The organism is Streptomyces sp. (genome assembly GCF_036566765.1).
GTDB lineage: Bacteria > Actinomycetota > Actinomycetes > Streptomycetales > Streptomycetaceae > Streptomyces.
This window is the reverse complement of sequence record NZ_DATCVQ010000280.1, coordinates 13,493-39,886: the sequence shown is the minus strand read 5'-3', so window position 1 is coordinate 39,886 and position 26,394 is coordinate 13,493. Positions and strand designations below refer to the sequence as shown.

The following is a 26,394-nucleotide window of genomic DNA, read 5'->3' as shown; positions in this document are numbered from 1 at the left end:
GGGGGCGAGCCGGTTCTCGGCACGCCGGGCGAGCGCCCCGCCGAGGACGGGTACGGCCAGCCCGGCGGCCAGCAGGCCCACGGCGAGCACCGCCCCGGCCTCGGGCAGCAGCCACGCGGTGAACCCGACGGAGGCCACGCCGACGAGCAGCGCGGCGCCGGCCGGGAGCAGCCAGCGCAGCCAGTAGTCCTGAAGCGCGTCCACGTCCTGGACGAGCCGGGACAGCAGGTCGCCGCGCCGGGTGCGGCGCAGCCCGGCGGGGGCGATGCGTTCGAGGCGGCGGTAGACGGATACCCGCAGCTCGGCGAGCATCCGCAGGACGGCGTCGTGCGACACGAGCCGCTCGGCGTACCGGAAGACGGCCCGCCCGATGCCGAAGGTGCGCGTCGCGGTGACCGCGACCATCAGATAGAGGACGGGCGGCTGTTCGGACGCCCGCGAGATGAGCCACCCGGACACGGCCATGAGCCCCACGGCCGACCCGAGCGCCAGCGCCCCGAGCAGCAACGCAAGCCCGAGCCGCCCTCGCAGCTCCCCGCCCATCCGCCGCACCCGCGCGAGAGCGGATCGGTCGAGGTCGGCCGCGGCAGCCGGACGGTCGTCCGGAAGCCCCTGGTCGTACGGCGAGCCCCCGCCTCCGGGTGCAGCGTCCCCGCCTCCGAGTACGCCCTCTCCGGCCGAAGCATCGTCGGCCTCGCCCGGGACGGCCGACAGCGTGCCGGTCCACACGGTCTCCGCGCCGACGTGGCTCTCCGCGCGCTCCTCGGCGAGCTCTCGCGACCGGCCGTCCGCCCCGGCCGCCGGCCCCCGCAGCTCCACCACGCGGTCCGCGATCGCAAGAAGGGCCGGGCGGTGGACGACCAGGAGGACCGTACGGCCGGCGGCCAGGCGGCGGACGGACTCCACCACGGAGGCCTCCGTCGCGCCGTCGAGCGCCGCCGTGGGCTCGTCCAGGAGCAGCAGCGGGCGGTCGGCGAGGAACGCCCGGGCCAGGGCGAGCCGTTGGCGCTGGCCCGCCGAGAGGCCCGCGCCGTCCTCGCCGAGCGACGTCGCCGCGCCGTCCGGCAGCCCGGCCACGAACTCCCATGCCCCCGCGTCCCGCAGGGCCTCGCGCACGGCCAGGTCGTCCGCGTCCGGCCGGGCCAGGCGGACGTTCTCGGCGATCGTTCCGGCGAAGAAGTACGGCCGCTGCGGCACCCACGCGATCCGCTCGCGCCACGCCTCCAGGTCCAGCGACGCGAGGTCGAGGCCCCCGACCCGTACCGAACCGCCGTCTGCCTCCGGCGTGGTAAAGCCGAGCACCACGTCGAGCAGCGTGGACTTGCCGGCCCCGCTCGGGCCGACCAGGGCCACCGTCTCGCCCGGCTCCAGCACCAGCGAGGCCGCGTCCAGCGAGGGTTCCGCCCGCCCGGCGTGCCGCACCGTCACATCCGACAGTTCGATCCGAGGGAGGACGCCAGGTCCGACCTCCGCCGTCCCCCCCTCCCGGAGCGGGCTCTCCAGTACCTCGAAGATCTCCTCCGCGGCCGCGAGGCCCTCCGCCGCCGCGTGGTACTGCGCGCCGACCTGCCGGATCGGCAGGTACGCCTCGGGCGCGAGGACGAGGATGACCAGGCCCGTGTACAGGTCCAGTTCACCGTGGACCAGCCGCATGCCGATGGCGACGGCGACCAGCGCCACCGACAGCGTGGACAGCAGTTCCAGCGCGAAGGACGACAGGAAGGCGATCCGTAGCGTCTTCAGCGTCGCCTGCCGGTACTCCGAGGTGATCGCGCGGATCGACTCGGCCTGCGCCTTCGCCCGCCCGAACACCTTCAGCGTCGGCAGGCCCGCCACCACGTCGAGGAAATGCCCGGACAGCCGGGACAGCAGCTTCCACTGCCGGTCCATCCGTGCCTGCGTGGCCCAGCCGATGAGCACCATGAAGACCGGGATCAGGGGCAGCGTGACCACGATGATCGCCGCCGAGACCCAGTCCTCGGTGACGATCCGCGCGAGGACCGCCACCGGCACCACCACGGCGAGCCCGAGCTGCGGCAGATAGCGCGCGAAGTAGTCGTCGAGCGCATCCACCCCCCGGGTCGCGAGGGCCACCAGCGAACCGGCCTTCTGGCCGCTCAGCCAGCCCGGCCCGAGCGCCGCCGCCCGGGCGAGCAGCCGCCCCCGCAGCTCGGACTTGACCGCCGCGCTCGCCCGATGGGCGGCGAGCTCGGTCAGCCACGAGACCAGTGCCCGCCCGACCGCGACCCCCGCGAGCAGCAGCAGCGGCGTCGTGAGCGAGGAGACCGACAGGCCCTTCTGGAAGCCCCCCACCACGACCTCGGCGATCAGCATCGCCTGGGCGACGACCAGCGCCGCCCCGACCAGGCCGAGAGCCACCACCGCCGCCAGGAAGAAGCGGGTGGCCCGGGCGTAGCGGAGCAGACGCGGGTCGATCGGTTTCACGTGAAACATCCCTCGCTGATGAACCCGGTGGACCGAGAAGGAACCTGGTGAACCGAGTATGCCTAGTGGGTCGCGGCGTCGGACGCGATGTGCTGAGTGCCGATCCGCTTGCGGAACACCCAGTACGTCCAGGACTGGTAGGCCAGCACCAGCGGGGTCGCGACCGCCGCACACCACGTCATGATCTTCAGCGTGTACGGGCTCGACGACGCGTTGGTGACCGTGAGGCTCCAGTCGGAGTCGAGCGTGGACGGCATGACGTTCGGGAAGAGCGTCAGGAACAACATCGCAACCGCGGCGGCGATCGTGACACCCGACAGCGCGAACGACCATCCCTCGCGCCCGGCCCTGATCGCCCCGATCGCGCCGACCAGCGCGACCACGGCCACGAGCATCGCGAACAGGCTCCAGCCGTCGCCCTTGTCGACCTGGGTCCACAGCAGGAAGATCAGACTCACGACGGCGGCCGCCAGGCCCAGCTTCAGCGCCAGGGCCCGCGCCCGCTCCCTTATGTCGCCGACCGTCTTGAGCGCGGTGAACACCGTGCCGTGGAAGGTGAACAGCAGGAGCGTGACCAGGCCGCCGAGCAGGGCGTACGGGTTGAGCAGGTCCCAGAGGTCACCCACGTACTCGTGCTCCGCGTCGATCTTGACGCCGTGCACGATGTTGCCGAAGGCGACGCCCCACAGGAAGGCGGGGATCAGCGAGGTCCAGAAGATGGCCTGCTCCCAGTTGCGCTGCCAGTTCTCGTCGGGCCTCTTCGCGCGGTACTCGAAGGCGACGCCGCGCACGATGAGGCAGACCAGGATCAGCAGCAGCGGCAGGTAGAAGCCGGAGAACAGCGTCGCGTACCACTCGGGGAACGCGGCGAAGGTCGCTCCGCCGGCCGTCAGCAGCCACACCTCGTTGCCGTCCCAGACCGGCCCGATGGTGTTGATCAGGACCCGCTTCTCGGTGCGGTCGCGGGCCAGCAGCTTGGTGAGGACGCCGACCCCGAAGTCGAAGCCCTCCAGGAAGAAGTAGCCGATCCAGAGGACGGCGATCAGTACGAACCAGACGTCGTGGAGTTCCATGACTCGTTCTCCTCTGCCTCAGTACGAGAAGGCCATGGGTCGGTCGGCGTCACGGTCGTGGCCGCCGATCGTGGTGGGCGGGTTGAGGTCGTTCTCGGTGAGCTCCGGCGGGCCGGCCTTGATGTACTTCACCAGCAGCCGGACCTCGATCACGGCGAGGATCGCGTAGAGCGTCGTGAAGACGATCATCGAGGCGATCACCTCGCCCTGGGAGACGTTGGGGGAGACCGCGTCCCGGGTGCGCAGCACGCCGTAGACGACCCACGGCTGGCGACCCATCTCGGTGAAGATCCAGCCCCAGGAGTTGGCGATCAGCGGGAAGGCCATGGTCCACAGAGCCACCAGCCAGTACCACCGACTGAACCGCGGGCTGAGCGCCTTGTTCTTGAACAGCACGAGGTTCGGCACCTCGTCGTCGCCGGTCCGCAGGGCCTGCGGCAGCAGGAACTTCTTCCGGGTGAGCCAGAGCCCGAGCATGCCGATCGCGAGCGACGCCATGCCGAAGCCGATCATCCAGCGGAAGCCCCAGTACGCGACGGGGATGTTGGGCCGGTAGTCGCCGGGCCCGAACTGCTCCTGCTCGGCCTTGTTGACGTCGTTGATGCCGGGGACGAACGATTCGAAGTCGTCGTTCGCCAGGAAGGACAGCAGGCCGGGGATCTCTATGGCCACGGTGTTGTGGCCCTTATCGACGTCCCCGTACGCGAAGACCGAGAACGGGGCCGGCGCCTCGCCGTCCCAGAGCGCCTCGGCGGCGGCCATCTTCATCGGCTGCTGCTTGAACATGACCTTGCCGAGCAGGTCGCCGCTGATGGCGGTGCCGAGGCCGGCGATGATCAGGGTGATCAGGCCGAGCCGCAGCGAGGCCCGCATCACCGGCACGTGCTTCTTGCGGGCGAGGTGGAAGGCGGAGATGCCGACCATGAACGCGCCGCCGACGAGGAACGCCGCGGTGATGGTGTGGAAGAACTGGGTGAGCGCGGTGTTCTGGGTGAGCACGTGCCAGAAGTCGGTGAGCTCGGCCCGGCCGCGCTCCTTGTTGATGCGGTACCCGACGGGGTGCTGCATCCAGGAGTTCGCCGCGAGGATGAAGTACGCGGACAGGATCGTGCCGATCGACACCATCCAGATCGTGGCGAGGTGGATCTTCTTCGGCAGCTTGTCCCAGCCGAAGATCCACAGCCCGATGAACGTGGATTCGAAGAAGAACGCGATCAGCGCCTCGAAGGCGAGCGGCGCGCCGAAGATGTCCCCGACGAAGCGGGAGTAGTCGGACCAGTTCATGCCGAACTGGAACTCCTGGACGATGCCCGTGACGACGCCCATGGCGATGTTGATCAGGAAGAGCTTGCCCCAGAACTTCGTCGCCCTGAGGTACTTCTCCTTGCCCGTGCGGACCCAGGCGGTCTGGATGCCGGCGGTGAGCGCGGCGAGCGAGATCGTCAGGGGAACGAACAGGAAGTGGTAGACGGTGGTGATGCCGAACTGCCAACGCGCCAGAGTCTCTGGCGCAAGAGCTAGGTTCACGTCGTTTCTCCTTACGTCGACGTGGTCACAGCGGGCAGTCTGCCTGGCGGGTTCCACCCAAAGAGGGAGGAAGCAGGACACGCTTGTGAACGCGTTCACATTCACAAGCATTATTGCCCATACGAAATCCGTACGTAAGACCGGGGGTACCCCTACTCGAAGGTCGCCCCTTCCCAAGACCTTCAACATATTGTTGAATCCGGGCCATGACCCTTCAGATCAGAATCTCCTGGCCCGCCGGGCACACCACGGCCACCATCGACGAAACCCCCACGAGCAAGGCGCTCGTGGGGGCTCTCCCGATCATCTCCACCGCCCGTACCTGGGGCGAGGAGGTCTACTTCGACACTCCGGTCTCCGCCGCTCTCGAGTCCGACGCCCAGCAGGTCGTCGAACCGGGCACGGTGGCCTTCTGGACGGAGGGCGACGCGCTCGCCCTCCCCTACGGCCCGACGCCGGTCTCCCGCGGCGAGGAGTGCCGGCTCGCCAGCCCGTGCAACCTGCTCGGCGAACTCGACGACGACCCGCGCGTCCTCGCGTCCGTCCGGGACGGCGACCCGATCCGCGTCGAGCTCGTCCGGTCCTAGTACGACACTCGTCCCGTACTAGGACCGCGCTAGGACCGCGCTAGGACCGCGACTACTAGTACGGCGACGCTCTAGCCCTCCTTGCGGAAGCCCTCCGTCACCTTCAGGAACAGGTCGTTCGCCTCGCTCTCGCCGATGGTGACGCGCACGCCCTCACCCGCGAACGGCCGCACCACCACGCCGTGCCGCTCGCACTCCGCCGCGAAGTCCACGGTCCGCTCGCCGAGCCGCAGCCAGACGAAGTTCGCCTGCGTCTCCGGCACGGTCCAGCCCTGGGCCACAAGCCCGGCGTGGACCCGCTCGCGCTCCCCCACCAGCGTGCCGACCCGGCCGAGCAGCTCGTCCTCGGCCCGCAGCGAGGCCACCGCCGCGTCCTGGGCGAGCTGGCTGACGCCGAACGGCACCGCCGTCTTGCGCAGCGCGGCCGCCACCGGCTCGTGGGCGATCGCGAAGCCGACCCGCAGGCCGGCCAGGCCGTACGCCTTGGAGAAGGTGCGCAGCACGGCCACGTTCGGCCGGTCGCGGTAGATCTCGATGCCGTCCGGGATGTCGGCGTCCCGCACGAACTCCCGGTACGCCTCGTCGAGGACCACCAGGACGTCGGAGGGCACCCGGTCCAGGAAACGCTCCAGCTCCGCGCGGCGCACCGCGGTGCCGGTGGGGTTGTTCGGGTTGCAGACGAAGATCAGCCGGGTCCGGTCGGTGATCGCCTCCGCCATCGCGTCGAGGTCGTGCACCTCGCCCTCGGTCAGCGGCACCGGCACCGAGGTCGCGCCGCTGATCTGGGTGATGATCGGGTACGCCTCGAAGGACCGCCAGGCATAGATGACCTCGTCGCCCGGGCCGGACGTGGACTGCAGCAGCGACTGGGCGACGCCCACCGAGCCGGTGCCGGTGGCCAGGTGCGAGACCGGGACGCCGAAGCGGTCGGCGAGCTCGTTCATCAGGCCGGTGCAGGCCATGTCGGGGTAGCGGTTGAAGCCCGCGGCCGCGGCCAGCGCGCTCTCCATCACGCCCGGCAGCGGCGGATACGGGTTCTCGTTGGAGGACAGCTTGAAGGCGACGGGGCCACCCGCGGCGGCCGGCTTGCCCGGCTTGTAGGTGGGGATGGTCTCCAGCTCGGCGCGCAGCCGGGGCCCGCCCGGGTTCGTCCCGCTGGGGCTGGTCTCGCTCACTGTGGTCCTCCTCGACCGTCCGTACCGCCAATACTCCACACCTTATGAGGATTCGGCTCCGCTGAGGAGAGGCGACGGCCGGGAACCCTCGGGACCCGGCGCGGGAACCCCTCGGGACCCCGCGCAGGAACCCCTCGGGACCCGGCGCAGGAACCCTCGGAGCGCCGTACGGAACCCCTCGGAGCGCCGTACGGAACCCCTCGGGGCACCCCGCCGACCCCCCGCCGCGCCCCCTCCCGAACCCCGGGGGAGCGCGCGGCGCGGTGGCGCGCGCGGGTGGCGAGCGCCGTGGCGCGCATCACCCGTAGAGGTGAGTTGAGACCTCTTCGAGACCTCCGTCTCTCAACAGGCGCATGCCGCGTGACGGTCCTAGCTCCCATGGCAAGACCCCAAACACCCTTGGTTTTGAAGGGTGTTTGGGGTCTTCGACCATGCAGAATCGTGCCTGTCAACGCGTGCATATGCGACCGGCCCAACCCGCCCCCCTCGCCCTACTATCGGCTCGCCATGACAGCAGCAGGGAAGCACCAGGTGAGCCGGGCACAGACCCGGGGAAGCCGGCAGGGCCGGGCGGGTATCCGGGACGTGGCCGCCGCCGCCGGGGTCTCCATCACGACTGTCTCCGACGCGCTCAACGGCAAGGGCCGGCTCCCGGACGCCACCCGCCGCCACGTCCGCGAAGTCGCCGACCGACTGGGCTACCGCCCATCAGCAGCGGCCCGCACCCTCCGTACCGGAAAGTCCGGCCTCATCGGCCTGACCGTCACCACCTACGGGGATGAACCTTTCACCTTCACCGAATTCGCCTACTTCGCAGAAATGGCCAGAGCCGCCACCAGCGCCGCACTCGCCCGCGGCTACGCCCTGGTCATCCTCCCCGCCACCAGCCGACACGACGTCTGGTCCAACGTCGCCCTCGACGGAACCGTCGTCATCGACCCCTCCGACCACGACCCCGTCGTCACCGAACTCGTCCGGCAAGGCCTCCCCGTCGTCTCCGACGGACGCCCCGCCGGCACCCTCCCCGTCACCGCCTGGGTCGACAACGACCACCAAGCCGCCGTCCTCGACCTCCTCGACCACCTCGCCGACGCCGGCGCCCGCCGCATCGGCCTCCTCACCGGCACCACCACCGACACCTACACCCGACTCTCCACCCAGGCCTACCTCCACTGGTGCAACCGCGTCGGACAAGACCCCGTCTACGAGGCCTACCCCGCACACGACCCCTGCGCCGGAGCCGTCGCCGCCGACCGCCTCCTCGCCCGACCCGACCGACCCGACGCCGTCTACGGACTCTTCGACCCCAACGGCACCGACCTCCTCGCCGCCGCACGACGCTACGGACTCCGCGTCCCCGACGACCTCCTCCTCGTCTGCTGCAGCGAATCCACCGTCTACGCCACCACCGAACCCCCCATCACCACCCTCTCCCTCAAACCCCGCCGCATCGGCACCGCCGTCGTCCAACTCCTCATCGACGCCATCGAAGGAATCGACACGGACGGACCGGTCGAGCAGGTGATACCGACCGAGCTCATCGTCCGGACGTCGTCCCAGCGGCGCTCGCCCCGGACGACGGTCAGCCCGCCCCGGTCGCCCGCGCAGGACTAGACCTTCCCAATTGGGGCGAAACAACCGGTGAACCGGGGATGGACCCGGATTCACCACCCCTGGTGCGTCACACAGAGGGAGGCTCATTCCTATGATGGGCGCACGACATCGCGGACCACCCCGACCAGGTCGGTCCGCGATGTGCAGGGCGTCGCGACGGTGGTGGAGGGGTCGATGACTCAGGGGGCCGGTCAGGAACCCGTGGTGCGGACGGCCACATTGCGGGACTTCCGTGTGCCGCCGTACGCCCGGGTGCCCGTACAGGGCCACTCCGCCCCTCCCGGGGCCACGCACCCCGGCGACGTCCACACGAGCAACGCCCACCCCGGCAGCGTCCACCCGAGCAGCGCTCACCCCGGCGACGTCCACCCCGGGAACGCCATCCCGGCGGACGAGCTTCCGGACGGGTACACCCCGACCGCGCGCGACCTCCCGGTGATCAACCGGGGGGACACCGTCCAGGTCCGCGTCGACCCGGCGGCCGTGCCCGCGCCCGCCCCCGCACCGCGCCCCGACGGGCCCGGCCCGCTGTACGTCGTCGGCGATGTGCACGGCTACCTCGACGAACTCCTCGCCGCGCTGTACGAACAGGGCCTGATCGACACCGAAGGCCACTGGTCCGCCGGCAACGCCCGCCTGTGGTTCCTCGGCGACTTCACCGACCGCGGCCCCGACGGCATCGGCGTCATCGACCTCGTCATGCGGCTGTCCGCCGAGGCCGCCGCGGCCGGCGGCTACTGCAAGGCCCTCATGGGCAACCACGAGCTGCTGCTCATCGGCGCCAAGCGGTTCTCCGACACCCCGGTCAATTCCGGCGCCGGCACCGCCACCTTCCAGGCCGCCTGGCTGCTCAACGGCGGCCAGAAGCACGACATGGACCGCCTCCAGGACGTCCACCTGCAGTGGATGTCCCGGCTCGACGCCGTGGTGGAGGAGGACGGGCATCTGCTGATGCACTCCGACACCACCGCGTACCTCGAGTACGGCACCACCATCGAGGACGTCAACGACACCGTCCACGAGGTCATCAACCGCAACGACGCGGACGAGTGCTGGGACCTGTTCCGCAAGTTCACCAAGCGCTTCGCCTTCCGCGACGAGGCCGGCCCGCAGGCCGTACGGGAGCTGCTCGGCACGTACGGCGGCAGTCGCGTCGTCCACGGGCACAGCCCCATCCCGTACCTGCTCGGCGAGGTCGGGGGCGAGGACGGGGACGGCGAGGGCGGCTCCGGGCCGGTCGTCGACGGGCCGCACGTGTACGCGGACGGGCTGGCGATCGCGATGGACGGCGGCGTGACCATGGCCGGAAAGCTGCTGGTCGTCCGGCTCCCGCTGCATGACTGAACGCGGGCCCGGGAAGGCGATTTACGGAAACCCCCTGTCACCCCGTGCCGTACCGGCTCTACCATCTGCCTATCCGTAGCAGGCTCTCCTCCGTTTCCGCCCAACCGCCCGTTCTCCGCGGGCAATCCGGGCCCTACGGAGCATCGGGGGATGCACATGAATGTGGCTCCGCACCTGCTGACCGAGGACCGCGCCGAGTACGAGCGGATCCTCGAGCACGCACTGCGCACCGCGCACGAACGTCCAGATCTCGCCGAGATCGGGAAGCGGCTCAACGCTGAGCAGCTGCGCACGATGGCGTTGAACGCGACGGCCCTGATAGCCGCCGCGGCGACGGCCGAGTACGACCACTTCGTGAAGGTCCGCGAGGACTTCCGCTCACCGCCGTCCCGGCCGAGCGTCATGGACGCCGTCCTGTCCCGCGGCGACGACGAGGAGCAGAGCGGTCCGGGCGCGGGCTTCGGCGCGGTGGTCACCGTCCTGGCGCCGGTGCTCGCCGGGCTCGCGGCGCTGATCTTCCTGCTGTTCGGCTCGGTCCTCAAGGCGGTCGGCGCGGCCCCCGAGTTCGCCGGGGCGCTGGTCACCGCGGGCTGGTTCTTCGCGGCCGTCACCGCGGCCGGGCTGTTCTGCGCGGCGATCGGGCTGCTCGTGACGGCCCTGCGCAACAGCGCGACCGAGGTGCCGGCGCAGGAGCCGGGCGGCGAGCTGCCCGACGAGGTGTCACGGGCCAGAGAGGCGTGGCGGCACGCCCTCCTGGAGCGCGGGATCGTGCCGTTCCTGCGGGACGCCCTGGCCGACCCGAGCGCGGGCCCCGCGTCGTCGGGCCCGCCGCACCAGCCGCACCGGCTCCCGAAGGTGGGCTACAGCGGGCCCGACTTCTCCAGCCCCAGCGAGGGCGCGTCGGAGGTCCGCCCGACCTTCACCAGCCCGGACTTCACCAGCCCCGACTTCACGGCCCCTGACTTCAGCACGGCCCCGGACTCGGACCGCGACCAGCGGGACGACGACTGAAGAAAGAGCCGACCAAGGAAATACAGGACGACCGGCGACTCCCCCGAGGCGCCGCCGGTCGTCCCGTCCGTCGTCCGTAACGGGTCACTCCGCCAGCGGCAGGTACACCCGGTTCCCGGACGCGGCGAACTCCGCGGACTTCTCCGCCATGCCCGCCGTGACCTCGTCGACCGTGAGGTCGCCACCGTGCTCGCGGCGGATGTCCTGCGAGATCTCCAATCGAGGGCAACTTTGGCCTGGAAGCAGCACATCCGCTTTGCCGGGCCCTTGCGTCCAACGCCAGGCGGGTAAGAGATGGGCCCCGGCCGGATGCCAAGAGGCCGACAGGCTCAGTCCGAAGGTGCGTCCGGCTCCATCGGTTGCCGGTAGAGCCGGTCAGTCGAGATCCTGCCGTTGCCATGTCCGAGGCCAATTACCCGAGGGCGGAGGCGGCCCCGCAATCCCGAGATCACGTCGCGCACTTGCGTAGAACGCGTCCCGCGCTTGGCTGATTTGTTGTTCCACCTGTGCCCACCCATCAGGGTTCCCGCTCAGTCCTCGCGCGTACAACTCGAGGTTCCACACCGCTTCGTGCCACAAGCGGGCTGCTCCGATGGTTTCTGCGTCTCCCACAAGCAGTACCGCTTCCCATTCGGATGCGCGCCGGGACTCGGCCTCGGCAAGCTGCTTCAGGCCTTCATCCGGTTCCAGTGGGTCTGAGACGTTCTCGAAACCCCTGGCCGCCCCGATGCGCTGCGCGATGCGTATCTGGGCTTTCAAGGCGTTCGCATAGGTCATGTAGGTCTGGAACCTCTTCTCATCCCAGCGTTCGGCTCTCGCCCGTCGCCACCGGCTCCGCTCTGTGAGGCTTGCTGCGACATACGAGCCGCCGGCTCCGATAACAACGCCGATGAGAGCGGGCAGTTGATCCCACCAGGCCATCGATCCCCCTCCGCGATAAGGCAGCGGGCACCACCGTGCCATGACAAGAGGCCCCGGGGTAGGGAACCAGGTGGCGGTCCGACGGGACCGCCCTGTTCGAGAACTGGAGCCGGCACCCTGCGAGAGACCGCCGGCCACGTCAGCACGGACGGGAGCCCTCCCCGATGTAAGGGGAGGGCTTGCCTGCGACGAGGACGTCACTCCGCCAGCGGCAGGTACACCCGGTTCCCGGACGCGGCGAACTCCGCGGACTTCTCCGCCATGCCCGCCTCGATCTCCTCAGACTTGAGGTCGCCGCCGTGCTCGCGGCGGATGTCCTGCGAGATCTTCATCGAGCAGAACTTCGGGCCGCACATCGAGCAGAAGTGCGCCGTCTTCGCGGGCTCCGCCGGAAGCGTCTCGTCGTGGAACTCACGGGCCGTGTCCGGGTCCAGGGCCAGGTTGAACTGGTCCTCCCAGCGGAACTCGAACCGTGCGTCGGACAGCGCGTCGTCCCACTCCTGCGCCCCCGGGTGGCCCTTCGCCAGGTCCGCCGCGTGCGCCGCGATCTTGTACGTGATCACGCCGGTCTTCACGTCGTCCTTGTTCGGCAGGCCGAGGTGCTCCTTGGGCGTGACGTAGCAGAGCATCGCGGTGCCCCACCAGGCGATCATCGCCGCGCCGATGCCCGAGGTGATGTGGTCGTACGCGGGCGCGACGTCCGTCGTCAGTGGGCCGAGCGTGTAGAACGGCGCCTCCTCGCAGATCTCCTGCTGGAGGTCGATGTTCTCCTTGATCTTGTGCATCGGGACGTGGCCCGGGCCCTCGATCATGGTCTGCACGTTGTGCCGCTTGGCGATCGTGTTCAGCTCGCCCAGCGTCTTCAGCTCCGCGAACTGCGCCGCGTCGTTGGCGTCCGCGATCGAGCCGGGCCGCAGGCCGTCGCCGAGCGAGTACGTGACGTCGTACGTCGCGAGGATCTCGCAGAGCTCCTCGAAGTTCGTGTAGAGGAAGTTCTCCTTGTGGTGCGCGAGGCACCACGCGGCCATGATCGAGCCGCCGCGCGAGACGATGCCGGTCTTGCGCCGGGCCGTCAGCGGCACGTACGGCAGCAGCACGCCGGCGTGCACCGTCATGTAGTCGACGCCCTGCTCGGCCTGCTCGATGACCGTGTCCTTGTAGATCTCCCAGGTCAGCTCCTCCGCCTTGCCGTCCACCTTCTCCAACGCCTGGTAGAGCGGAACGGTGCCGATCGGCACGGGGGAGTTGCGGAGCACCCACTCACGGGTGGTGTGGATGTTGCGGCCGGTGGACAGGTCCATGACCGTGTCCGCGCCCCACTTGGTCGCCCAGGTCATCTTCTCCACCTCCTCCTCGATGGAGGAGGTGACCGCGGAGTTGCCGATGTTGGCGTTGACCTTCACCAGGAACCGCTTGCCGATGATCATCGGCTCGATCTCCGGGTGGTTCACGTTGGCCGGCAGCACCGCGCGACCCGCCGCGATCTCCTCCCGGACGACCTCGGGGGAGACGTTCTCGCGGATCGCGACGTACTCCATCTCCGGGGTGATCTCGCCCCGGCGGGCGTACGCGAGCTGCGTCACCGCCTGCCCGTCGCGGCCCCGGCGGGGCAGCCGCGGGCGGCCGGGGAAGACCGCGTCGAGGTTCTTCAGCCCGCCGCGCGGCGAGGTGTGCTTGATGCCGTCGTCCTCGGGACGGACGGGGCGGCCCGCGTACTCCTCGGTGTCGCCGCGGCCGATGATCCAGTTCTCGCGGAGCGGCGCGAGGCCGCGCCGCACATCGGTCTCCACGGTGGGGTCGGTGTACGGCCCGGACGTGTCGTACAGCGTCACGTCCTTGCCGTTGGTGAGGTGCACCTGCCGAACCGGCACCCGGAGGTCGGGGCGCGAGCCCTCGACGTACCCCTTGTGCCAGCCCGGCTTCCGCTCGGCCTGATCGGCGGCAGGCGTGCGTGCATCCTGAACGGTCATGAGACCTACTCCCTACGCCGGCATTACCCGGTAACAGGTTCGGCGGTCGGCGCAGCCTCCTCCCGTACTACGTACATTCAGTACGCGCGTACGGTGATCAGCGCCCTCTCAGCCCGGTGCTCCGAGCTCCCGCGTGTGCAAAGGTGCCACCACGCTAGCGTCCTCCCTGGCGTGCTGAACAGAGGGCCCCCTCCGTTCTTGCGATGATCGGCCGGTGACTTCCTCGCAGCAGAGCCCCGATCCGCACGGTCATGGACCCGAGGACGGCCCCGGACACCAGGGCGGACACGGCCACGGCCATGCCCACAGCCATGGGCCGGCCGAGCCCGTCTCACGCCATCTGCGCAAGGTCATCGCCGCGGTGCTGATCCCGTTCGCGACCGCCGTCCTGGTCGGGCTCGTGGTCCTGTGGCCGGGCGGCGCGCCGTCCCACGAGCGCACCGGCGTCGGCTTCGACCGCCAGACCGAGCAGGGCAAGGTGGTCGCGGTCCAGCAGATCGACTGCGCGGACGTCAACGCCGCGCAGGTGCCGCCCACCGGCGACACGACCACGCCGCAGGGCCGCGAGGCGGTCAAGGGTCAGCAGGGCCAGTGCGCGAAGGCGACGGTCGAGGTCACCAGCGGCCCGGAGAAGGGGCGCACCTTCACCGAGATCGTCCAGCCGGACGCCCCCCGCCAACTCCACGAGGGCCAGGGCGTGGTGATCGCGTACGCCCCCGACGCACCGAAGGATCTGCAGTACTCGGTGACGGACGTGAACCGGAAGCTCCCGATCACGGTGCTCGCCGGGATCTTCGCGCTCGCGGTGGTGGTCGTGGGCCGGATGCGCGGCGTGATGGCGCTGATCGCGCTCGCGGTGAGCTTCCTGATCCTGACCCTCTTCATCCTGCCGGCGATCCTGCAGGGCTCGAACCCGCTGGTGGTGGCGGTGGTCGGGGCGAGCGCCATCATGCTGTTCGCGCTGTACATGTGCCACGGCCTGTCCGCCCGGACCTCGGTCGCGGTGCTCGGCACGCTGATCTCGCTGCTGCTGATCGGGCTGCTGGGCTCGCTCTTCATCGACTGGGCGTCCCTGTCGGGGAACACCGACGACAACACCGGGCTGATCCACGGTCTCTACCCGGAGATCGACATGTCCGGTCTGCTGCTCGCGGGCATCATCATCGGCTCGCTCGGCGTGCTCGACGACGTGACGGTGACCCAGACCTCGGCGGTCTGGGAACTGCACCAGGCGGACCCGGGGATGGGGCCGCGCGGGCTGTACCGGGCCGCCATCCGGATCGGCCGGGACCACATCGCGTCCGTGGTGAACACGCTCTTCCTCGCCTACGCCGGCGCGGCCCTGCCCCTGCTGCTGCTGTTCTCGATCGCGCAGAGCAGTGTGGGGACCGTGGCCAACAGCGAGCTGGTCGCCGAGGAGATCGTCCGGACCCTGGTCGGGTCGATCGGTCTGGTCGCCTCGGTGCCGATCACGACCGCGCTGGCGGCGCTGGTCGTCTCGGCCGACCGGCCGGGGGCGGCCGGCGCTGCCGGAGCCGCAGAGTCCGCAGGGGCCGTGGGACGGGTGGGGTCCACGAAGCGCCGACCGGCTCGGGGCGGGCGGCGCCGACGCGCGAAGTAGCGGTCCGTCGGGCGGGCTTCAGCGGTCGGTACGGGCGGTCAGCCGGCGTTCTCCTCCGCGAGGATCTTGCCGAGCGCCGCCTCCAGCGAGTCCTCGAAGTCGCCCCCGGTGCGCTCCTGGCCGAGCGGGACCAGCTTGTCCGTACGGTCCAGGAAGGCGACGAGCGGCGGGGCGCTGGCCCGGAACAGGGCGCGGTCGGCCCCGACCTGGAGCCGGATGGAGACGTCCGAGAGGTCCTCGGGGTCGATGGGCGCGATGTGCACATCGCCGTCCCCGCTCGGCCGGTTGATCCCGTCGAGCAGCAGCTCCCGGCCGAACGCCCAGGTCACAGGCGCGTCGCCGGGCAGATGAAAGGTCATCCGCACCGCGTACGGATCCTTGGTCTCGTACCGCAGTTCCACCGGGATCCGGAAGGAGAGCTCCTCGGAGACGAGAAAGCTCATCAGGACCTCGGCCTGCACCGACTCGCGCATCGTGTACCCCGCAGTAGATGGAGCAGTTGTGACAAGACAGCTGCTGAAATCTGTGACTGAAGCAGTGACCAAAACGGCCAGGAATGATCCCCCATGGCCTTCTTGGCGCAATCGTGCTGTACGTGCTGGCAGATCACAAGGAGTGATTTTTCAGATACTGATAGAGAACGCGAGAGAACTCAAGAGCGTTCCGATCTCATTCCGTAGCTGATCGACTGCGGGGAGCAACCGATCTGCCTGGTGGAGGGGCATCGAAATCGCCATGGTGGCCGCCGCAGAGCCCACGGTGATGGGGATTGCGGCACAGACCGTGCCGAGCGCATATTCCTGGCGCTCAATGAAGGGCTCCATTCGCCCCATATCGCCCAAACGCTGCAAAAGCGCCCGCCGGTTACGCACCGTGAACGGAGTGATGGCTTCCACCGGATGTCGGTCGAGGTGGTCTTGACGACTCTTCTCATCCAGTTGACCGAGCAGACACTGACCGATCGCATGCGCGTGGCCGGTCTCGCGGAAGTCGGCCCACTCGTCGACGGCGGGGGCCGCGGGGGTGTCGGCGACGGCGACGAGCTCGATCTCGCCCTCGCGGTAGAGCGCGAAGTACACCGGGACGCCGATCACGTCGCGCCAGCGCGCCAACGAATCCTCGATCTTGGTGCGACGATTCTGCAGAACTCCGCCGCCGGCCAGCCGGACAGCCGCGTCGCCGAGGACGAACACGCCTTTCTCACGGCGCAGATAGCCCTCGTGCGTCAGCGTGCGGAGCAGGTGGTACGCGGTGGGGAGCGGAAGCCCCGCCTCCCGCGCGAGCTGTTTGGCGGGGGCTCCGTCTTCGTGGGAGCCCACGGCCTCCAGCAGTCTCAACGCCCGCTGCACCGAGCCGATCAAGGTAGGCGCGGCCCTCTGCGGAGCCATAGCCGTGGCCAAAGGTCACCCCCAGGCGTGTCGACGGGTGCGGTGCACCCGCCCGCGGGGGCCTCCCCCGCTCACCCGCCGCGCTCCGGGGACCGGATGGGTCCGCTCTGGGACCCACCTGCGTCGGCCGAGGAATCCACTGCTCAGAGGTTCGACGACGCCTAATTTCCCAGGGCGGCAGCGGATTTCCACTCTAATGGCAGGCCCTGGCGCGCCGGGGGTTCGCCCGGACCTTGTCCCCCGGCCGGGCTAATCCCCGGCCGGGCGCCATACCGATGAGTAGCTTGTGCTACCAGTCGCCCTTGGACGTCGAGGACGACATGAACTTGCGGACGCCGAAGACCAGTCCGCCGACGAGGGCCACGAAGAGCAGCACCTTGAACAGCAGGCCGACGAGGAAGCCCACGACGCTGGCGATCAGACCGCCGAAGACGAACAGAGCGAGGACGGGTATCGCGACCCACTTCACCCACCAGGGCATCCCCGCGAGAATCTCCCGAACCGCCATTGTCGTTACCTTCTCTCCGTGAGTCCTCTCCGCACCGAACACCCTCGATGCTAGGGGCGGCAGGGTGCCCGGCGGGGGCCTCGCGTCCCTTGCTCTCCCCTGATCCGACCCCTAGGGAACCCCGGGGGTCAGCTCTCCGGTCCCGGGGGTCAGCTCCGCGGTCCCGGGGGTCAGCTCTCCGGTGGGGAGAACACGACCATCACGCGCAGGTCCTCGGTGATGTGGTGGAACTTGTGCGGCACTCCGGCCGGCACATAGACGACGCTGCCCCGCGCCACCTGCGTGGTCTCCGTCCCCACCGTGATCGATGCGCGCCCGCTGACCACGAAGTAGATCTCGTCCTGCCCGTGCGGCTGCTGCGGGTCCAGTTCGCCCGCGTTCAGCGCGTACAGCCCGGCCGACATGTTCCGTTCGCGCAGGAATTGCAGATACGCGCCGTCGTTGGCGAGGCGCTCCGCCTCAAGGTCGTCCAGCCGGAATGCCTTCATGGTGCGTCTGCCCCTGCCATTGGCCCGATCATGTCTGCCACGATCAGACACATGAAGAATTTCGTAGTCAAGACGATCGCGAACGCGGGTGCCCTGGCCGTCGCGATATGGCTGCTCCAGGACATCACACTGACCGGTGACAGCACCGGTAAGAAGGCGTGGACGCTGATCCTCGTCGCTCTGGTCTTCGGCCTGGTCAACTTCCTTGTGAAGCCGGTCGTGAAGCTGCTCTCGCTGCCGCTGTTCATTCTGACCCTGGGTCTGTTCACGCTCGTGATCAACGCCCTGATGCTGCTGCTGACCTCGTGGCTGGCGGACCTGTTCGACCTGTCCTTCCATGTCGAGGGCTTCTGGACCGCCGTGCTCGGTGGCCTGATCATTTCGATCGTGTCGTGGGCGCTGAACGTCGTGCTCCCCGACGGCAAGGACTGAGCACCGCATGAGCGACGAGCGTGTGGAGGGCGTCGAGGGCCTCGGCGGGTACGGCGACGGGACGCGGGCGGTGCGAGCCGGGCTGCCGGAGCCGGTGAAGTACGAGCCGACCCTGCCCGGACCGGTCTTCGCCGCCCACTTCCATCTGCCGGGCGACCCGACCGGCCCATATACGTACGGCCGCGACGAGAACCCGACCTGGACCCATCTGGAACGGGCCATCGGCGAACTGGAGGCGCCGGGGGAGAGCGTCGAGACGATCGTCTTCGCCTCCGGCATGGCTGCAATCTCGGCCGTGCTGCTCTCCCAGCTGAAGGCCGGCGACGCGGCGGTCCTGCCGAGCGACGGCTACCAGGCGCTGCCCCTGCTGCGCGAGCAGATGGAGGCGTACGGGATCGAGGTCCGCACCGCCCCGACCGGCGACGACGCGCAGCTGTCCGTCCTGGACGGGGCGCGGCTGCTGTGGATCGAGACGCCCTCGAACCCCGGGCTCGACGTGTGCGACGTACGGCGGCTGGTGCGCGCGGCGCACGAGGGCGGGGCGCTCGTGGCCGTCGACAACACCCTGGCCACCCCGCTCGGTCAGCGGCCGCTCGAACTGGGTGCGGACTTCTCCGTGGCCAGCGACACCAAGGGCATGACCGGGCACGGCGACATCCTCCTGGGGCACGTGACCTGCAGGGATCCCCAGCTGGCGGCGCGGGTGCGGCGCTGGCGCAAGATCGTCGGGGCGATTCCGGGGCCCATGGAGGCCTGGCTGGCGCACCGTTCGCTGGCCACGCTCGCGCTGCGCGTGGACCGGCAGTGCGCGACGGCGCTGACGCTCGCCGAGGCGCTGGCCGGGCGGGCGGAGATCACCGGGCTGCGCTACCCGGGGCTGCCGCAGGACCCCTCGCACCGGCTGGCGGCGGCGCAGATGCGGCGCTTCGGGCCGGTGGTGTCGTTCGTGCTGCCGGACAAGGAGTGGGCCGAGCGGTTCCTGAACGGGCTTCGGCTGGTCGACGACGCGACCAGCTTCGGCGGAGTGCGGTCCACGGCGGAGCGGCGCGGGCGGTGGGGCGGCGACGCCGTGCCGGAGGGCTTCATCCGCTTCTCGGTGGGCGCGGAGGACCCGGAGGACCTGATCGACGACGTGCTGCGGGCGTTGGACAAGGCGGTCGGCTGAGGCTCGCGTACGGTCCTGCGGCAGCGGAACGGGGTGTTCCGAGCCTCCCCCCTCATGGCTCGGAACACCCCGGCTCCACGCGCGGAGAACCGCGTGAACAAGGCTAGTTGACTCTGCGTCAGTGTCCAATCACGGTAGCGACAGAGACCTATCGACTTATTTATAGTTGGACGGTCCTGAGGTGCCGTCAGGCTCCATAAGGTGTCGCCGGGGGACCGATCGAGGCGTACGGCCGCACGGCCGGGGAGGGGCGGACATGGATCTCGCCCTGCTGCGCACGTTCCTCACGGTGCACCGGGCCGGCTCCTTCACCCGCGCCGCCGCGCTCCTCGGTCTCTCCCAGCCGGCCGTCACGAGCCAGATCCGCACGCTGGAACGGCAGTTGGGCCGCCCGCTGTTCCTGCGCCAGGCCCGTGGCGTCACCCCCACCACCATCGGCGACGAGCTCGCCCACCGGGCCGCCCCGCATCTGGACGCGCTCGTCGAGATCGTCGAGACCGGTCTGGACGAGGAGAGCGGGGTACGGACCCTCCACCTCGCCGGCCCCCCGGAGTTCGTCTCGGCGCGCGCCCTGCCCGCGCTCACCCCGCTGATCGCGCAGGGCCTGACTCTGCGGACCTCGCTGCTGGGCAACGCGGAGGAGACCCTCGACGGGCTGGCCGCCGGACACCACGACCTCGCCATCGCCACCGCCCGGCCGCGCGGCGGGCTGCTCACCTCGACGCCGCTGTGCGACGAGGAGCACGTCCTGGTCGCCGCGCCGCGCTGGGCCGCCCGGCTGGCCCCCGAGGTGCTGCTGCACAAGGGCGCGGTGGTGCTGGAGCAGCTGCCGGTGGTGGAGGTGCACGAGTCGCTGCCGTTCGTCACCCGCTACTGGGCGGCCGTCTTCGAGACGAAGCCGGCCGCCGCCGCCACGGTGATCGCCCCGGACCTGCGCGCGGTCCTGGAGTCGGCCGCCGCCGGCGCCGGGCTCGCCGTACTGCCGCGGTATCTGTGCCGCGACGCCCTGGAGCGCGGAGCCCTGGTGGCGCTGCTCGACCCGCCGGTGCCGCCGCTGCGGACGTACTTCCTTGTGGTGCGGACGGGGACCCTCGCTCTGCCGCACATCGCCCGCGCCCATGACTGCTTACTGCGGGCAGCTGCGGGCTGGTGAGTTTCAGGACAGCGCAGTCGGGCCATTTTCTTCTCATGACCGAACGCCCTGTGGTCAAGCGCACCGCACGCGCCATCCTGCTCGACGGAAACGATCTCATCCTCATCAAGCGCACCAAGCCGGGGATGGATCCCTACTGGGTCACGCCCGGTGGCGGCGTGGAGCCCTCCGACTCGACCGTCGTCGAGGCCCTCCACCGCGAGGTGCACGAAGAACTCGGCGCGAAGATCACCGACGTGGTGCCCTGCTTCGTCGACACCGTCGAGCACATCGGCACCGACGGCGGGGTGTCCGGCGTCAAGGTGCAGCACTTCTTCGTCTGCCGCCTGGAGTCGATGGACACCTCACAGCGGCACGGCCCCGAGATCGAGGAGCCGCAGGGCGAGTACGAGATCGTCCGGGTGCCGTTCAACCGGGTCGGCATCGCCGCCGTCCATCTCGTGCCGCTGTCGCTGCGTCACTATCTGGACGGCAACATCGAGGGGGTCCGCGCGATGCACGCGCCGGACCTCGGGTAGTCAGCCGCTTCGTTGCCGGTCGGCTACGGCGTCCCCGCGAGCTCCGTGGGGAAGTCGTGGCGGATCCGGTCCGTCGGGATCCCCACGCCGGGCAGCATGTCGACGCTGCTGCGGATCATGGCGAGCGGCCCCGAGAGGTATGCGTCGTACTCGGCCCACGGCCCATACCGGCGCACGGCCTCCGGAAGCCGGCCCTGCTCCTCGGTGACGGGGCGGACGGAGAGCCAGGGGAAGGTCTTCTGGAGCCGCATCATCGTGTCGATGTCGTACAGGTCCTGACCGCTGCGCGCCCCGTAGAACACCTCGACCGGGCGGCGGTCGCCGTGCTCGGCGACGTCCTCGACGAGCGCCTTGATGGGGGCGATGCCCGTGCCGCCGCCCAGGCAGAGCAGCCCGTTGTCGGTCGAGTGGTCGACGGTCATCGATCCGGCCGGCGGCCCGAGGCGCAGCACGTCGCCGGGGCGGGCGCGGTGGACCAGGGCGCTGGAGACCCATCCGGCCGGGACGGCCTTCACATGCAGGGAGAGCAGCCCGTCGGGGCGGGGCGCGGAGGCGAAGGAGTAGTGCCGCCAGACGCGGGGCCACCAGGGGGTCTCCAGCATCGTGTACTGACCGGCCAGGAACGGGTACGGCTGGTCGGGGCGGAGGGTGACCACGGCGACGTCGGGGGTGCGCAGGTCGTGCGAGACGACCTCGGCATGCCACCAGGCAGGCGCGTGCTCCTCGTCCTCGGCCGCCGCGTCGATCATGATCTGCGAGATCGTCGTGTACGTGCGGATCCAGGCGCCCTCGGTCGCGTGGTCCCAGGTAGTGGTGGCGTACCGGATCAGCGCCCCGATCAGGGCCTCGCCGACCGCCGGGTAGTGCGCGGCCTGGGTCCCGTACTTGCGGTGCCCGCGGCCCAGGTTCTGGAGGTACGGGACGAGCACGTCGGGGTTGTCCATGTGCTCGGCCGCGGTCAGCAAGGCCTTGAGCAGTCGGTCGCGCTGGGTGTCCATCGCGACGGGGAAGAGGGAGCGCAGCTCCGGGTGCCGTATGAAGAGCAACGCGTAGAAGTAGCCGGTGACCTTGTCGGCGACGGGGGCGATCTCCGCCAGGGTCCGCCGGACGAGCAGGGCGTCGGGGGAGGGATCCTTTGCGGACGCAGGAGGTATCCGCGGCTCCGCGGTCTCGGTCATGGGCGCAGCTTGGCAGTTCTTGTGCCCGGTTGGGACAGAGAGTGGAATTCCAGCCCAATTCCTCCTTGCCTGCGGCTAGGCTGCGCCCTTTCACGTCCAGGCCTTCGATGCGCCCCCTGCCTTGCGCTCCCCCTTGCACTCCCCGCCTTGTACTCCCGGGCTCGTACTCCCGGCTTCGTACGCGGACTTACTCCCGCTGTCAGACGCGGACCGAGGGGTGCCGACGGCACGGTGTTTCACGTGAAACATCTGAAGCGGCCCGCCCGGCGGGCACTCCTCGTCGTCCATGTCGCCGTCTCCGTGGGCTGGCTCGGCCTCACGCTGGGCCTGCTGGCCCTGGGCATCACCGCGTACGCGACTGCCGACCCGTCCCTGACGGAGGCGGCGTACCGCGCCATGAAGGTGTTCGCCGACTGGCTCCTCGCCCCCATCGCCCTGGCGACCTTCGGCAGCGGGGTCATCCTGTCGCTGGGCACGCCCTGGGGTCTCGCCCGTCACTGGTGGGTCTGGGTCAAGTTCTGGATCACGCTGGGCACCGCCGCAGCGACCGTGTTCGCGCTGCGTCCGGAGATCGCGCACGCTGCGGCCGCCGGGGTGCCGGACATCAGCCTGGTCGCGGCACCGAGCGTGGCCACCTCGGCGTATCTGTTCATGACGGCCGTCTCCGTGCTGAAGCCCTGGGGGCTCACGCGACGGGGCCGACGGCTGAGGATTTCCGCCCGCTCGACCAGTTCCGGTAAAGCGGTGGACGGACGATCACTGAGTCCGTCAGCCTGACCCCCATGCCGACTCCGCTCCCCTCGCCGCCGCCACCGCCCTCGTCGCCCTCGCTCGACGAACTCCCGATCAGGCTTCTCACACCCGAGGACCTGACGGCCTGCGCCGATCTGTCAGAGGACCGCGGCTGGCCGCGCGAGGAGCACAAGTGGGGCCTGCTGCTCGCTGCGGGCACGGGCTACGGCATCGACGACCCGTTGGGCAAGGGGCTGGTGACTGCCTGCGTGGTCACCTCGTACGGCCCCGGGCTCCGGGCCATCGGCATGGTGCTGGTCGCCGAGCGGTACGCGCGCCGGGGTGTCGGCAGGCGGCTGATGCGGCACGTGGTGGCGGAAGCCGGCGGCACCCCGCTCACTCTGCACGCGACGCCGAACGGCCAGCCGCTGTACGAGCAGCTCGGCTTCGCCGTCACGGGTCGCGCGGAGATGCTCACGGGCCGCTTCTCCTTCGCCGAGCCGGCCCCCGGGATTCCCACCAGGCCGGCGACGGCGGAGGACCTCCCGGCGATCCTGCGCCTGGACACCGAGGTCTTCGGCCTGGACCGCACGCACATGATCACCCGGCTGCCGGCCTTCGCCGACCAGCTCCGGGTGGCAGAGGAGCAGGGCGAGATCACCGGCTTCGCGGCCGCCTGGCCCAACATGGACACCCACGTGGTCGGCCCGCTGGTCGCCCGCGACGCGGCCACGGCCCAGGCGCTGGTCGCCTCCCTGGCCGAGGGCACGGACCGTCCGCTGCGGACCGACGTCGACGTCCGCCACGAGGCCCTGCTGAGCTGGCTCAAGGCGAACGGACTGCAGTCGATCGCGTTCAACGCGGTCATGAACCTCGGCATCCCCGACCTGCCGGGCGACTGGAGCCGCCGGTTCGCCCCGCTGACGGTGGCGGCCGGCTGAGGACAGCGGCCGGCTGACAGCAGCGGCAGGCTGCGGGCAGGCGGCCGAGCGCGGCGGCAGATACTTGCAGACGCAGACAATTGCGCGTGTCGTCTACGCTGGGGAGAGGCCGCTCCGGACCGAGGAGAAACCCATGACCGCGACCGACCCCGCACTCACCGCCCTCGCCCAGGGCTGGTGCGCGCTCTCGCTGCTCCACGGCAAGATCGAGTCCCACATCGAACGCGCCCTGGAGGCCGGCCACGGCCTGAGCATGCGCGAGTACTCCCTCCTCGACGTCCTCGGCCGCCAGCACATGGGCCCGGGCGGGCACCTCCAGATGAAGCAGGTCGCCGACGCCGTGGTGCTGAGCCAGAGCGCCACCACCCGCCTGGTGTCCCGGCTGGAGGACCGCGGCCTGCTCACCCGCTACATCTGCGCGACCGACCGCCGGGGCATCTACACCGATGTCACCGACGCCGGCCGCGCCCTCCTGGAGGAGGCGCGCCCCACCAACGACGCCGCGCTGCGGGAGGCCCTGGACGAGGCCGCCAAGAACCCCGAGCTTGCGCCCCTGGTGCGGGTCGTCGAAGAGCTCCGGGTCCCCGGCCGCCCCGTACCGGTGCAGGCGTAGCCTGCGCTCCATGAGCGATCTCGAGATACGGCCCGCCCTGCGGACGGACATCCCGGCCGTCGTGGCGATGCTCGCAGACGACCCCCTCGGCGCCCGGCGCGAGTCCCCCGAGGACCTCGCCCCGTACGAAGCCGCCTTGGAGCGGCTCGCCGGGGACCCGAACCAGCACGTGGTCGTCGCCGTCCGCGCCGGCCGGGTCGTCGGCACCCTGCAGCTCACGATCATTCCCGGACTGTCCCGCCGCGGCGCGACCCGGTCGATCGTCGAGGGCGTCCGGATCCACGCCGACGAACGCGGCAGCGGCCTCGGGACGCAGCTCATGGAGTGGGCGATCGACGAATCCCGCCGCCAGGACTGCCAGTTGGTGCAGTTGACCTCCGACGCCACCCGGACCGACGCGCGCCGCTTCTACGAGCGGCTCGGCTTCGAGGCCTCCCACGTCGGCTTCAAGATGGCTCTCTGAGCCGCCGGAGGGCCCGCAGAGACACGAACAGGGCGCCGAGGCGGCGTGGGACCGCCCCGGTGCCCTGTTTCACGTGAAACGTCGGCTCACAGGCCGCGCCAGCCGCCCTCGTCCACCCCGCCGGGCACCGCGTCGCCCGGCTCGTACGGCTCTCGTGTGAAGACGAACGACCCCAGGTCCAGATGGCTCACCGAGCCATCCTCCCGGCGCACCACCCGCAGCGTCTCCCCCGCGTAGTAGCCGTTCAGTCCGATCCAGCCGCCGTCGGGCAGCGCCCGGAACCTGGCCCGCCGCCCGGTGCCCCGCAGCGGCTCCAGGGCCACCCCGCGGTCCGCCTCCAGGCGCAGCCCGTACGCGTACGTCCCCCAGTACCAGGGCCCGGTCAGCGCCAGGAGCTCCTGGTCCACCTCCGGCAGCGGCCGCCACGGCTCGGGGATCCGCGGCTCCGCCTCGGCCACGATCCGTACGAGATCCGCGGCGACCACCGAAGTCAGCGGCCCCGAGGTGGCGTTGGCGAGCGCGACCGCCGCGAGGCCGTCCTCGACGCTCACCCACAGGCAGGCCACGAAGCCGGGCAGCGAGCCCGTGTGGCCGATCAGAGTCCGCCCGTCCTTGCGCAGCAGCTGCACGCCCAGGCCGTATCCCCCGTCCCAGTCCCCCGCGCCCGGCGGCACGGCCGGGGTGCGCATCTCCGCGACCGAGGCGGCGGCGAGGACCTGGTCGTCGCCCTCCGCCAGGAACACCGCGAAGCGGCACAGGTCCGCGGCGGTCGACCAGAGCTGGCCGGCCGGCGCCATCAGCCCCAGGTCCTCGGACGGCTCCGGCAGCATCACGTCGGCCCAGGGATGCACCGCCCAACCCCCGGCGTGCGGGGCCGTCGGCCGCACGGTCGTCCGGGTCAGCCCCAGCGGCTGAAGGATCTCGCGGTGCAGCGCCTCTTCCCAGCAGACCCCGCGGACCGCCTCGACCAGCGAGCCCAGCAGCGTGTAGCCGGGGTTCGAGTAGTGGTGGCCGCGACCGGAGGGATGCAGCAGGGGCTTCTCGCCGAGCACGTCGTCGAGCGTGGGCCGCTCCGTCCCCGGGGTCCGCTCCCACCACGGGGCCGGCGACTCGGCGGCCAGACCCGCGCTGTGGCCGAGCAGCTGGGCGACGGTGACCTCCCCGACGCCCGTGCCCGGCAGGTGCTTCTCCAGCGGGTCAGCGAGGTCCAGCAGACCCTCGTCACGGAGCCGCATGACCAGGACCGCGGTGAACACCTTGGTGAGGGAGCCGATGCGGTACTGCGTGTCCGCGTCCGGGGCGTGCCCGTCCACGCAACTGCGGGCCCCGCTCCACACGGTCCGCCCGTCCCGGACCACGGCGCCGACGAACGACGGCGCCCGCCCCTCGGACTGGGCGACGGCGACACGGTGCAGCAGCGCCCGCTCGGTGCTGGGCAGCAGCTCTTCGAAGGATGACGTCATGCAGTGATCCAACGGCGTTCCCCCACGCACGTCGACCACATTTCGCGCGCCGCCGAACCCGGGG

The 26,394-nt window shown here is 70.5% G+C and carries 25 protein-coding genes and 1 pseudogene; 13 read left to right on the top strand and 13 right to left on the bottom strand.

The features are described 5' to 3' along the window. From cydD to VIU94_RS15805, 3 genes are all read right to left on the bottom strand, one after another. The coding region (gene cydD, locus VIU94_RS15815) for a thiol reductant ABC exporter subunit CydD (RefSeq protein ID WP_331911911.1) at positions 1 to 2,445 on the bottom strand (2,445 nt) is incomplete at its 3' end. A gap of 62 nt (positions 2,446 to 2,507) precedes the next feature. Then, complete coding sequence (cydB, locus tag VIU94_RS15810) at positions 2,508 to 3,518, bottom strand: cytochrome d ubiquinol oxidase subunit II (RefSeq protein WP_331911909.1); 1,011 nt, start codon at positions 3,516 to 3,518, stop codon at positions 2,508 to 2,510. Between the two features lie 18 nt (positions 3,519 to 3,536). Continuing rightward, positions 3,537 to 5,045, bottom strand: coding sequence for a cytochrome ubiquinol oxidase subunit I (locus VIU94_RS15805; protein WP_331911907.1), 1,509 nt, complete (start codon positions 5,043 to 5,045; stop codon positions 3,537 to 3,539). 206 nt (positions 5,046 to 5,251) lie between these two features. Here VIU94_RS15805 and VIU94_RS15800 point away from each other — a divergent pair, with 206 nt between their 5' ends. After that, positions 5,252 to 5,632: a cyclophilin-like fold protein gene (locus VIU94_RS15800; RefSeq protein ID WP_331911905.1), complete on the top strand. Its 381-nt coding sequence runs from the start codon at positions 5,252 to 5,254 to the stop codon at positions 5,630 to 5,632. A 71-nt stretch (positions 5,633 to 5,703) separates the two neighbouring features. On the opposite strand, the gene hisC is transcribed toward VIU94_RS15800, so the two are convergent. Beyond that, positions 5,704 to 6,807: a histidinol-phosphate transaminase gene (hisC, locus tag VIU94_RS15795; RefSeq protein ID WP_331911903.1), complete on the bottom strand. Its 1,104-nt coding sequence runs from the start codon at positions 6,805 to 6,807 to the stop codon at positions 5,704 to 5,706. A 507-nt stretch (positions 6,808 to 7,314) separates the two neighbouring features. On the opposite strand from hisC, the gene VIU94_RS15790 reads away from it, so the two are divergent. The 3 genes from VIU94_RS15790 (at position 7,315) to VIU94_RS15780 (ending at position 10,776) form a co-directional block, all read left to right on the top strand. Then, the gene (locus tag VIU94_RS15790; RefSeq protein ID WP_331911901.1) at positions 7,315 to 8,421 is read left to right on the top strand and encodes a LacI family DNA-binding transcriptional regulator; all 1,107 of its coding nucleotides are present in this window, start codon (positions 7,315 to 7,317) and stop codon (positions 8,419 to 8,421) included. 174 nt (positions 8,422 to 8,595) lie between these two features. Then, positions 8,596 to 9,765 (top strand): metallophosphoesterase, encoded by a 1,170-nt coding sequence (locus VIU94_RS15785; RefSeq protein WP_331911899.1) that lies wholly within the window; start codon positions 8,596 to 8,598, stop codon positions 9,763 to 9,765. Positions 9,766 to 9,915: 150 nt separating this feature from the next. Beyond that, entirely contained in the window at positions 9,916 to 10,776 is an 861-nt protein-coding gene (locus tag VIU94_RS15780) for an ABC transporter permease (RefSeq protein ID WP_331911897.1), read from the top strand. A gap of 84 nt (positions 10,777 to 10,860) precedes the next feature. On the opposite strand, the pseudogene VIU94_RS15775 reads toward VIU94_RS15780, so the two are convergent. From VIU94_RS15775 to thiC, 3 genes and pseudogenes are all read right to left on the bottom strand, one after another. Beyond that, positions 10,861 to 10,995: pseudogene (locus tag VIU94_RS15775) on the bottom strand (thiamine biosynthesis protein ThiC); the annotation flags it as partial. 156 nt (positions 10,996 to 11,151) lie between these two features. Further along, the gene (locus VIU94_RS15770) at positions 11,152 to 11,553 is read right to left on the bottom strand and encodes a hypothetical protein (RefSeq protein ID WP_331911893.1); all 402 of its coding nucleotides are present in this window, start codon (positions 11,551 to 11,553) and stop codon (positions 11,152 to 11,154) included. 341 nt (positions 11,554 to 11,894) lie between these two features. After that, a complete protein-coding gene (gene thiC / locus VIU94_RS15765; RefSeq protein WP_331911891.1) occupies positions 11,895 to 13,667 on the bottom strand; it encodes a phosphomethylpyrimidine synthase ThiC in 1,773 nt (590 codons plus the stop codon). Between the two features lie 214 nt (positions 13,668 to 13,881). On the opposite strand from thiC, the gene VIU94_RS15760 reads away from it, so the two are divergent. Then, positions 13,882 to 15,288: a YibE/F family protein gene (locus tag VIU94_RS15760; RefSeq protein ID WP_331911889.1), complete on the top strand. Its 1,407-nt coding sequence runs from the start codon at positions 13,882 to 13,884 to the stop codon at positions 15,286 to 15,288. 38 nt (positions 15,289 to 15,326) lie between these two features. Here VIU94_RS15760 and VIU94_RS15755 read toward each other — a convergent pair whose 3' ends face one another. From VIU94_RS15755 to VIU94_RS15740, 4 genes are all read right to left on the bottom strand, one after another. Beyond that, positions 15,327 to 15,761, bottom strand: coding sequence for an SsgA family sporulation/cell division regulator (locus VIU94_RS15755; protein WP_331911887.1), 435 nt, complete (start codon positions 15,759 to 15,761; stop codon positions 15,327 to 15,329). Between the two features lie 150 nt (positions 15,762 to 15,911). Beyond that, positions 15,912 to 16,676 carry an IclR family transcriptional regulator gene (locus tag VIU94_RS15750; protein ID WP_331911885.1) on the bottom strand — a complete coding sequence of 255 codons (765 nt, stop codon included), beginning with the start codon at positions 16,674 to 16,676 and terminating at the stop codon, positions 15,912 to 15,914. 289 nt (positions 16,677 to 16,965) lie between these two features. After that, complete coding sequence (locus VIU94_RS15745; protein ID WP_331911883.1) at positions 16,966 to 17,184, bottom strand: DUF5326 family protein; 219 nt, start codon at positions 17,182 to 17,184, stop codon at positions 16,966 to 16,968. Positions 17,185 to 17,354: 170 nt separating this feature from the next. Continuing rightward, on the bottom strand, positions 17,355 to 17,672 hold the full coding sequence (locus VIU94_RS15740; protein WP_331911881.1) for a cupin domain-containing protein: 318 nt from the start codon (positions 17,670 to 17,672) through the stop codon (positions 17,355 to 17,357). Positions 17,673 to 17,723: 51 nt separating this feature from the next. Here VIU94_RS15740 and VIU94_RS15735 point away from each other — a divergent pair, with 51 nt between their 5' ends. The 4 genes from VIU94_RS15735 (at position 17,724) to VIU94_RS15720 (ending at position 20,940) form a co-directional block, all read left to right on the top strand. Next, the gene (locus tag VIU94_RS15735; RefSeq protein WP_331911879.1) at positions 17,724 to 18,104 is read left to right on the top strand and encodes a phage holin family protein; all 381 of its coding nucleotides are present in this window, start codon (positions 17,724 to 17,726) and stop codon (positions 18,102 to 18,104) included. 7 nt (positions 18,105 to 18,111) lie between these two features. Then, positions 18,112 to 19,269, top strand: a complete 1,158-nt coding sequence (locus tag VIU94_RS15730) for a cystathionine gamma-lyase (protein WP_331911877.1) — start codon at positions 18,112 to 18,114, stop codon at positions 19,267 to 19,269. A gap of 256 nt (positions 19,270 to 19,525) precedes the next feature. Continuing rightward, complete coding sequence (locus VIU94_RS15725) at positions 19,526 to 20,422, top strand: LysR family transcriptional regulator (RefSeq protein ID WP_331911875.1); 897 nt, start codon at positions 19,526 to 19,528, stop codon at positions 20,420 to 20,422. Positions 20,423 to 20,457: 35 nt separating this feature from the next. Further along, positions 20,458 to 20,940 carry an NUDIX domain-containing protein gene (locus VIU94_RS15720; protein WP_331911873.1) on the top strand — a complete coding sequence of 161 codons (483 nt, stop codon included), beginning with the start codon at positions 20,458 to 20,460 and terminating at the stop codon, positions 20,938 to 20,940. 23 nt (positions 20,941 to 20,963) lie between these two features. On the opposite strand, the gene VIU94_RS15715 is transcribed toward VIU94_RS15720, so the two are convergent. Beyond that, on the bottom strand, positions 20,964 to 22,118 hold the full coding sequence (locus tag VIU94_RS15715) for a globin domain-containing protein (RefSeq protein WP_331911871.1): 1,155 nt from the start codon (positions 22,116 to 22,118) through the stop codon (positions 20,964 to 20,966). A gap of 240 nt (positions 22,119 to 22,358) precedes the next feature. Here VIU94_RS15715 and VIU94_RS15710 point away from each other — a divergent pair, with 240 nt between their 5' ends. The 4 genes from VIU94_RS15710 to VIU94_RS15695 all read left to right on the top strand — a co-directional run bounded on the left by VIU94_RS15710 (position 22,359) and on the right by VIU94_RS15695 (position 24,867). Next, complete coding sequence (locus VIU94_RS15710; RefSeq protein WP_331911869.1) at positions 22,359 to 22,895, top strand: DUF2269 domain-containing protein; 537 nt, start codon at positions 22,359 to 22,361, stop codon at positions 22,893 to 22,895. Between the two features lie 5 nt (positions 22,896 to 22,900). Continuing rightward, positions 22,901 to 23,791 (top strand): GNAT family N-acetyltransferase, encoded by an 891-nt coding sequence (locus VIU94_RS15705; RefSeq protein ID WP_331911867.1) that lies wholly within the window; start codon positions 22,901 to 22,903, stop codon positions 23,789 to 23,791. A gap of 133 nt (positions 23,792 to 23,924) precedes the next feature. Further along, positions 23,925 to 24,404, top strand: a complete 480-nt coding sequence (locus tag VIU94_RS15700; protein WP_331911865.1) for a MarR family winged helix-turn-helix transcriptional regulator — start codon at positions 23,925 to 23,927, stop codon at positions 24,402 to 24,404. Positions 24,405 to 24,414: 10 nt separating this feature from the next. After that, the gene (locus VIU94_RS15695) at positions 24,415 to 24,867 is read left to right on the top strand and encodes a GNAT family N-acetyltransferase (protein WP_331911863.1); all 453 of its coding nucleotides are present in this window, start codon (positions 24,415 to 24,417) and stop codon (positions 24,865 to 24,867) included. Positions 24,868 to 24,953: 86 nt separating this feature from the next. Here the strand turns inward: VIU94_RS15695 and VIU94_RS15690 are convergent, their stop codons facing one another. After that, the gene (locus VIU94_RS15690) at positions 24,954 to 26,330 is read right to left on the bottom strand and encodes a serine hydrolase domain-containing protein (protein ID WP_331911861.1); all 1,377 of its coding nucleotides are present in this window, start codon (positions 26,328 to 26,330) and stop codon (positions 24,954 to 24,956) included. Positions 26,331 to 26,394 lie beyond the last annotated feature (64 nt).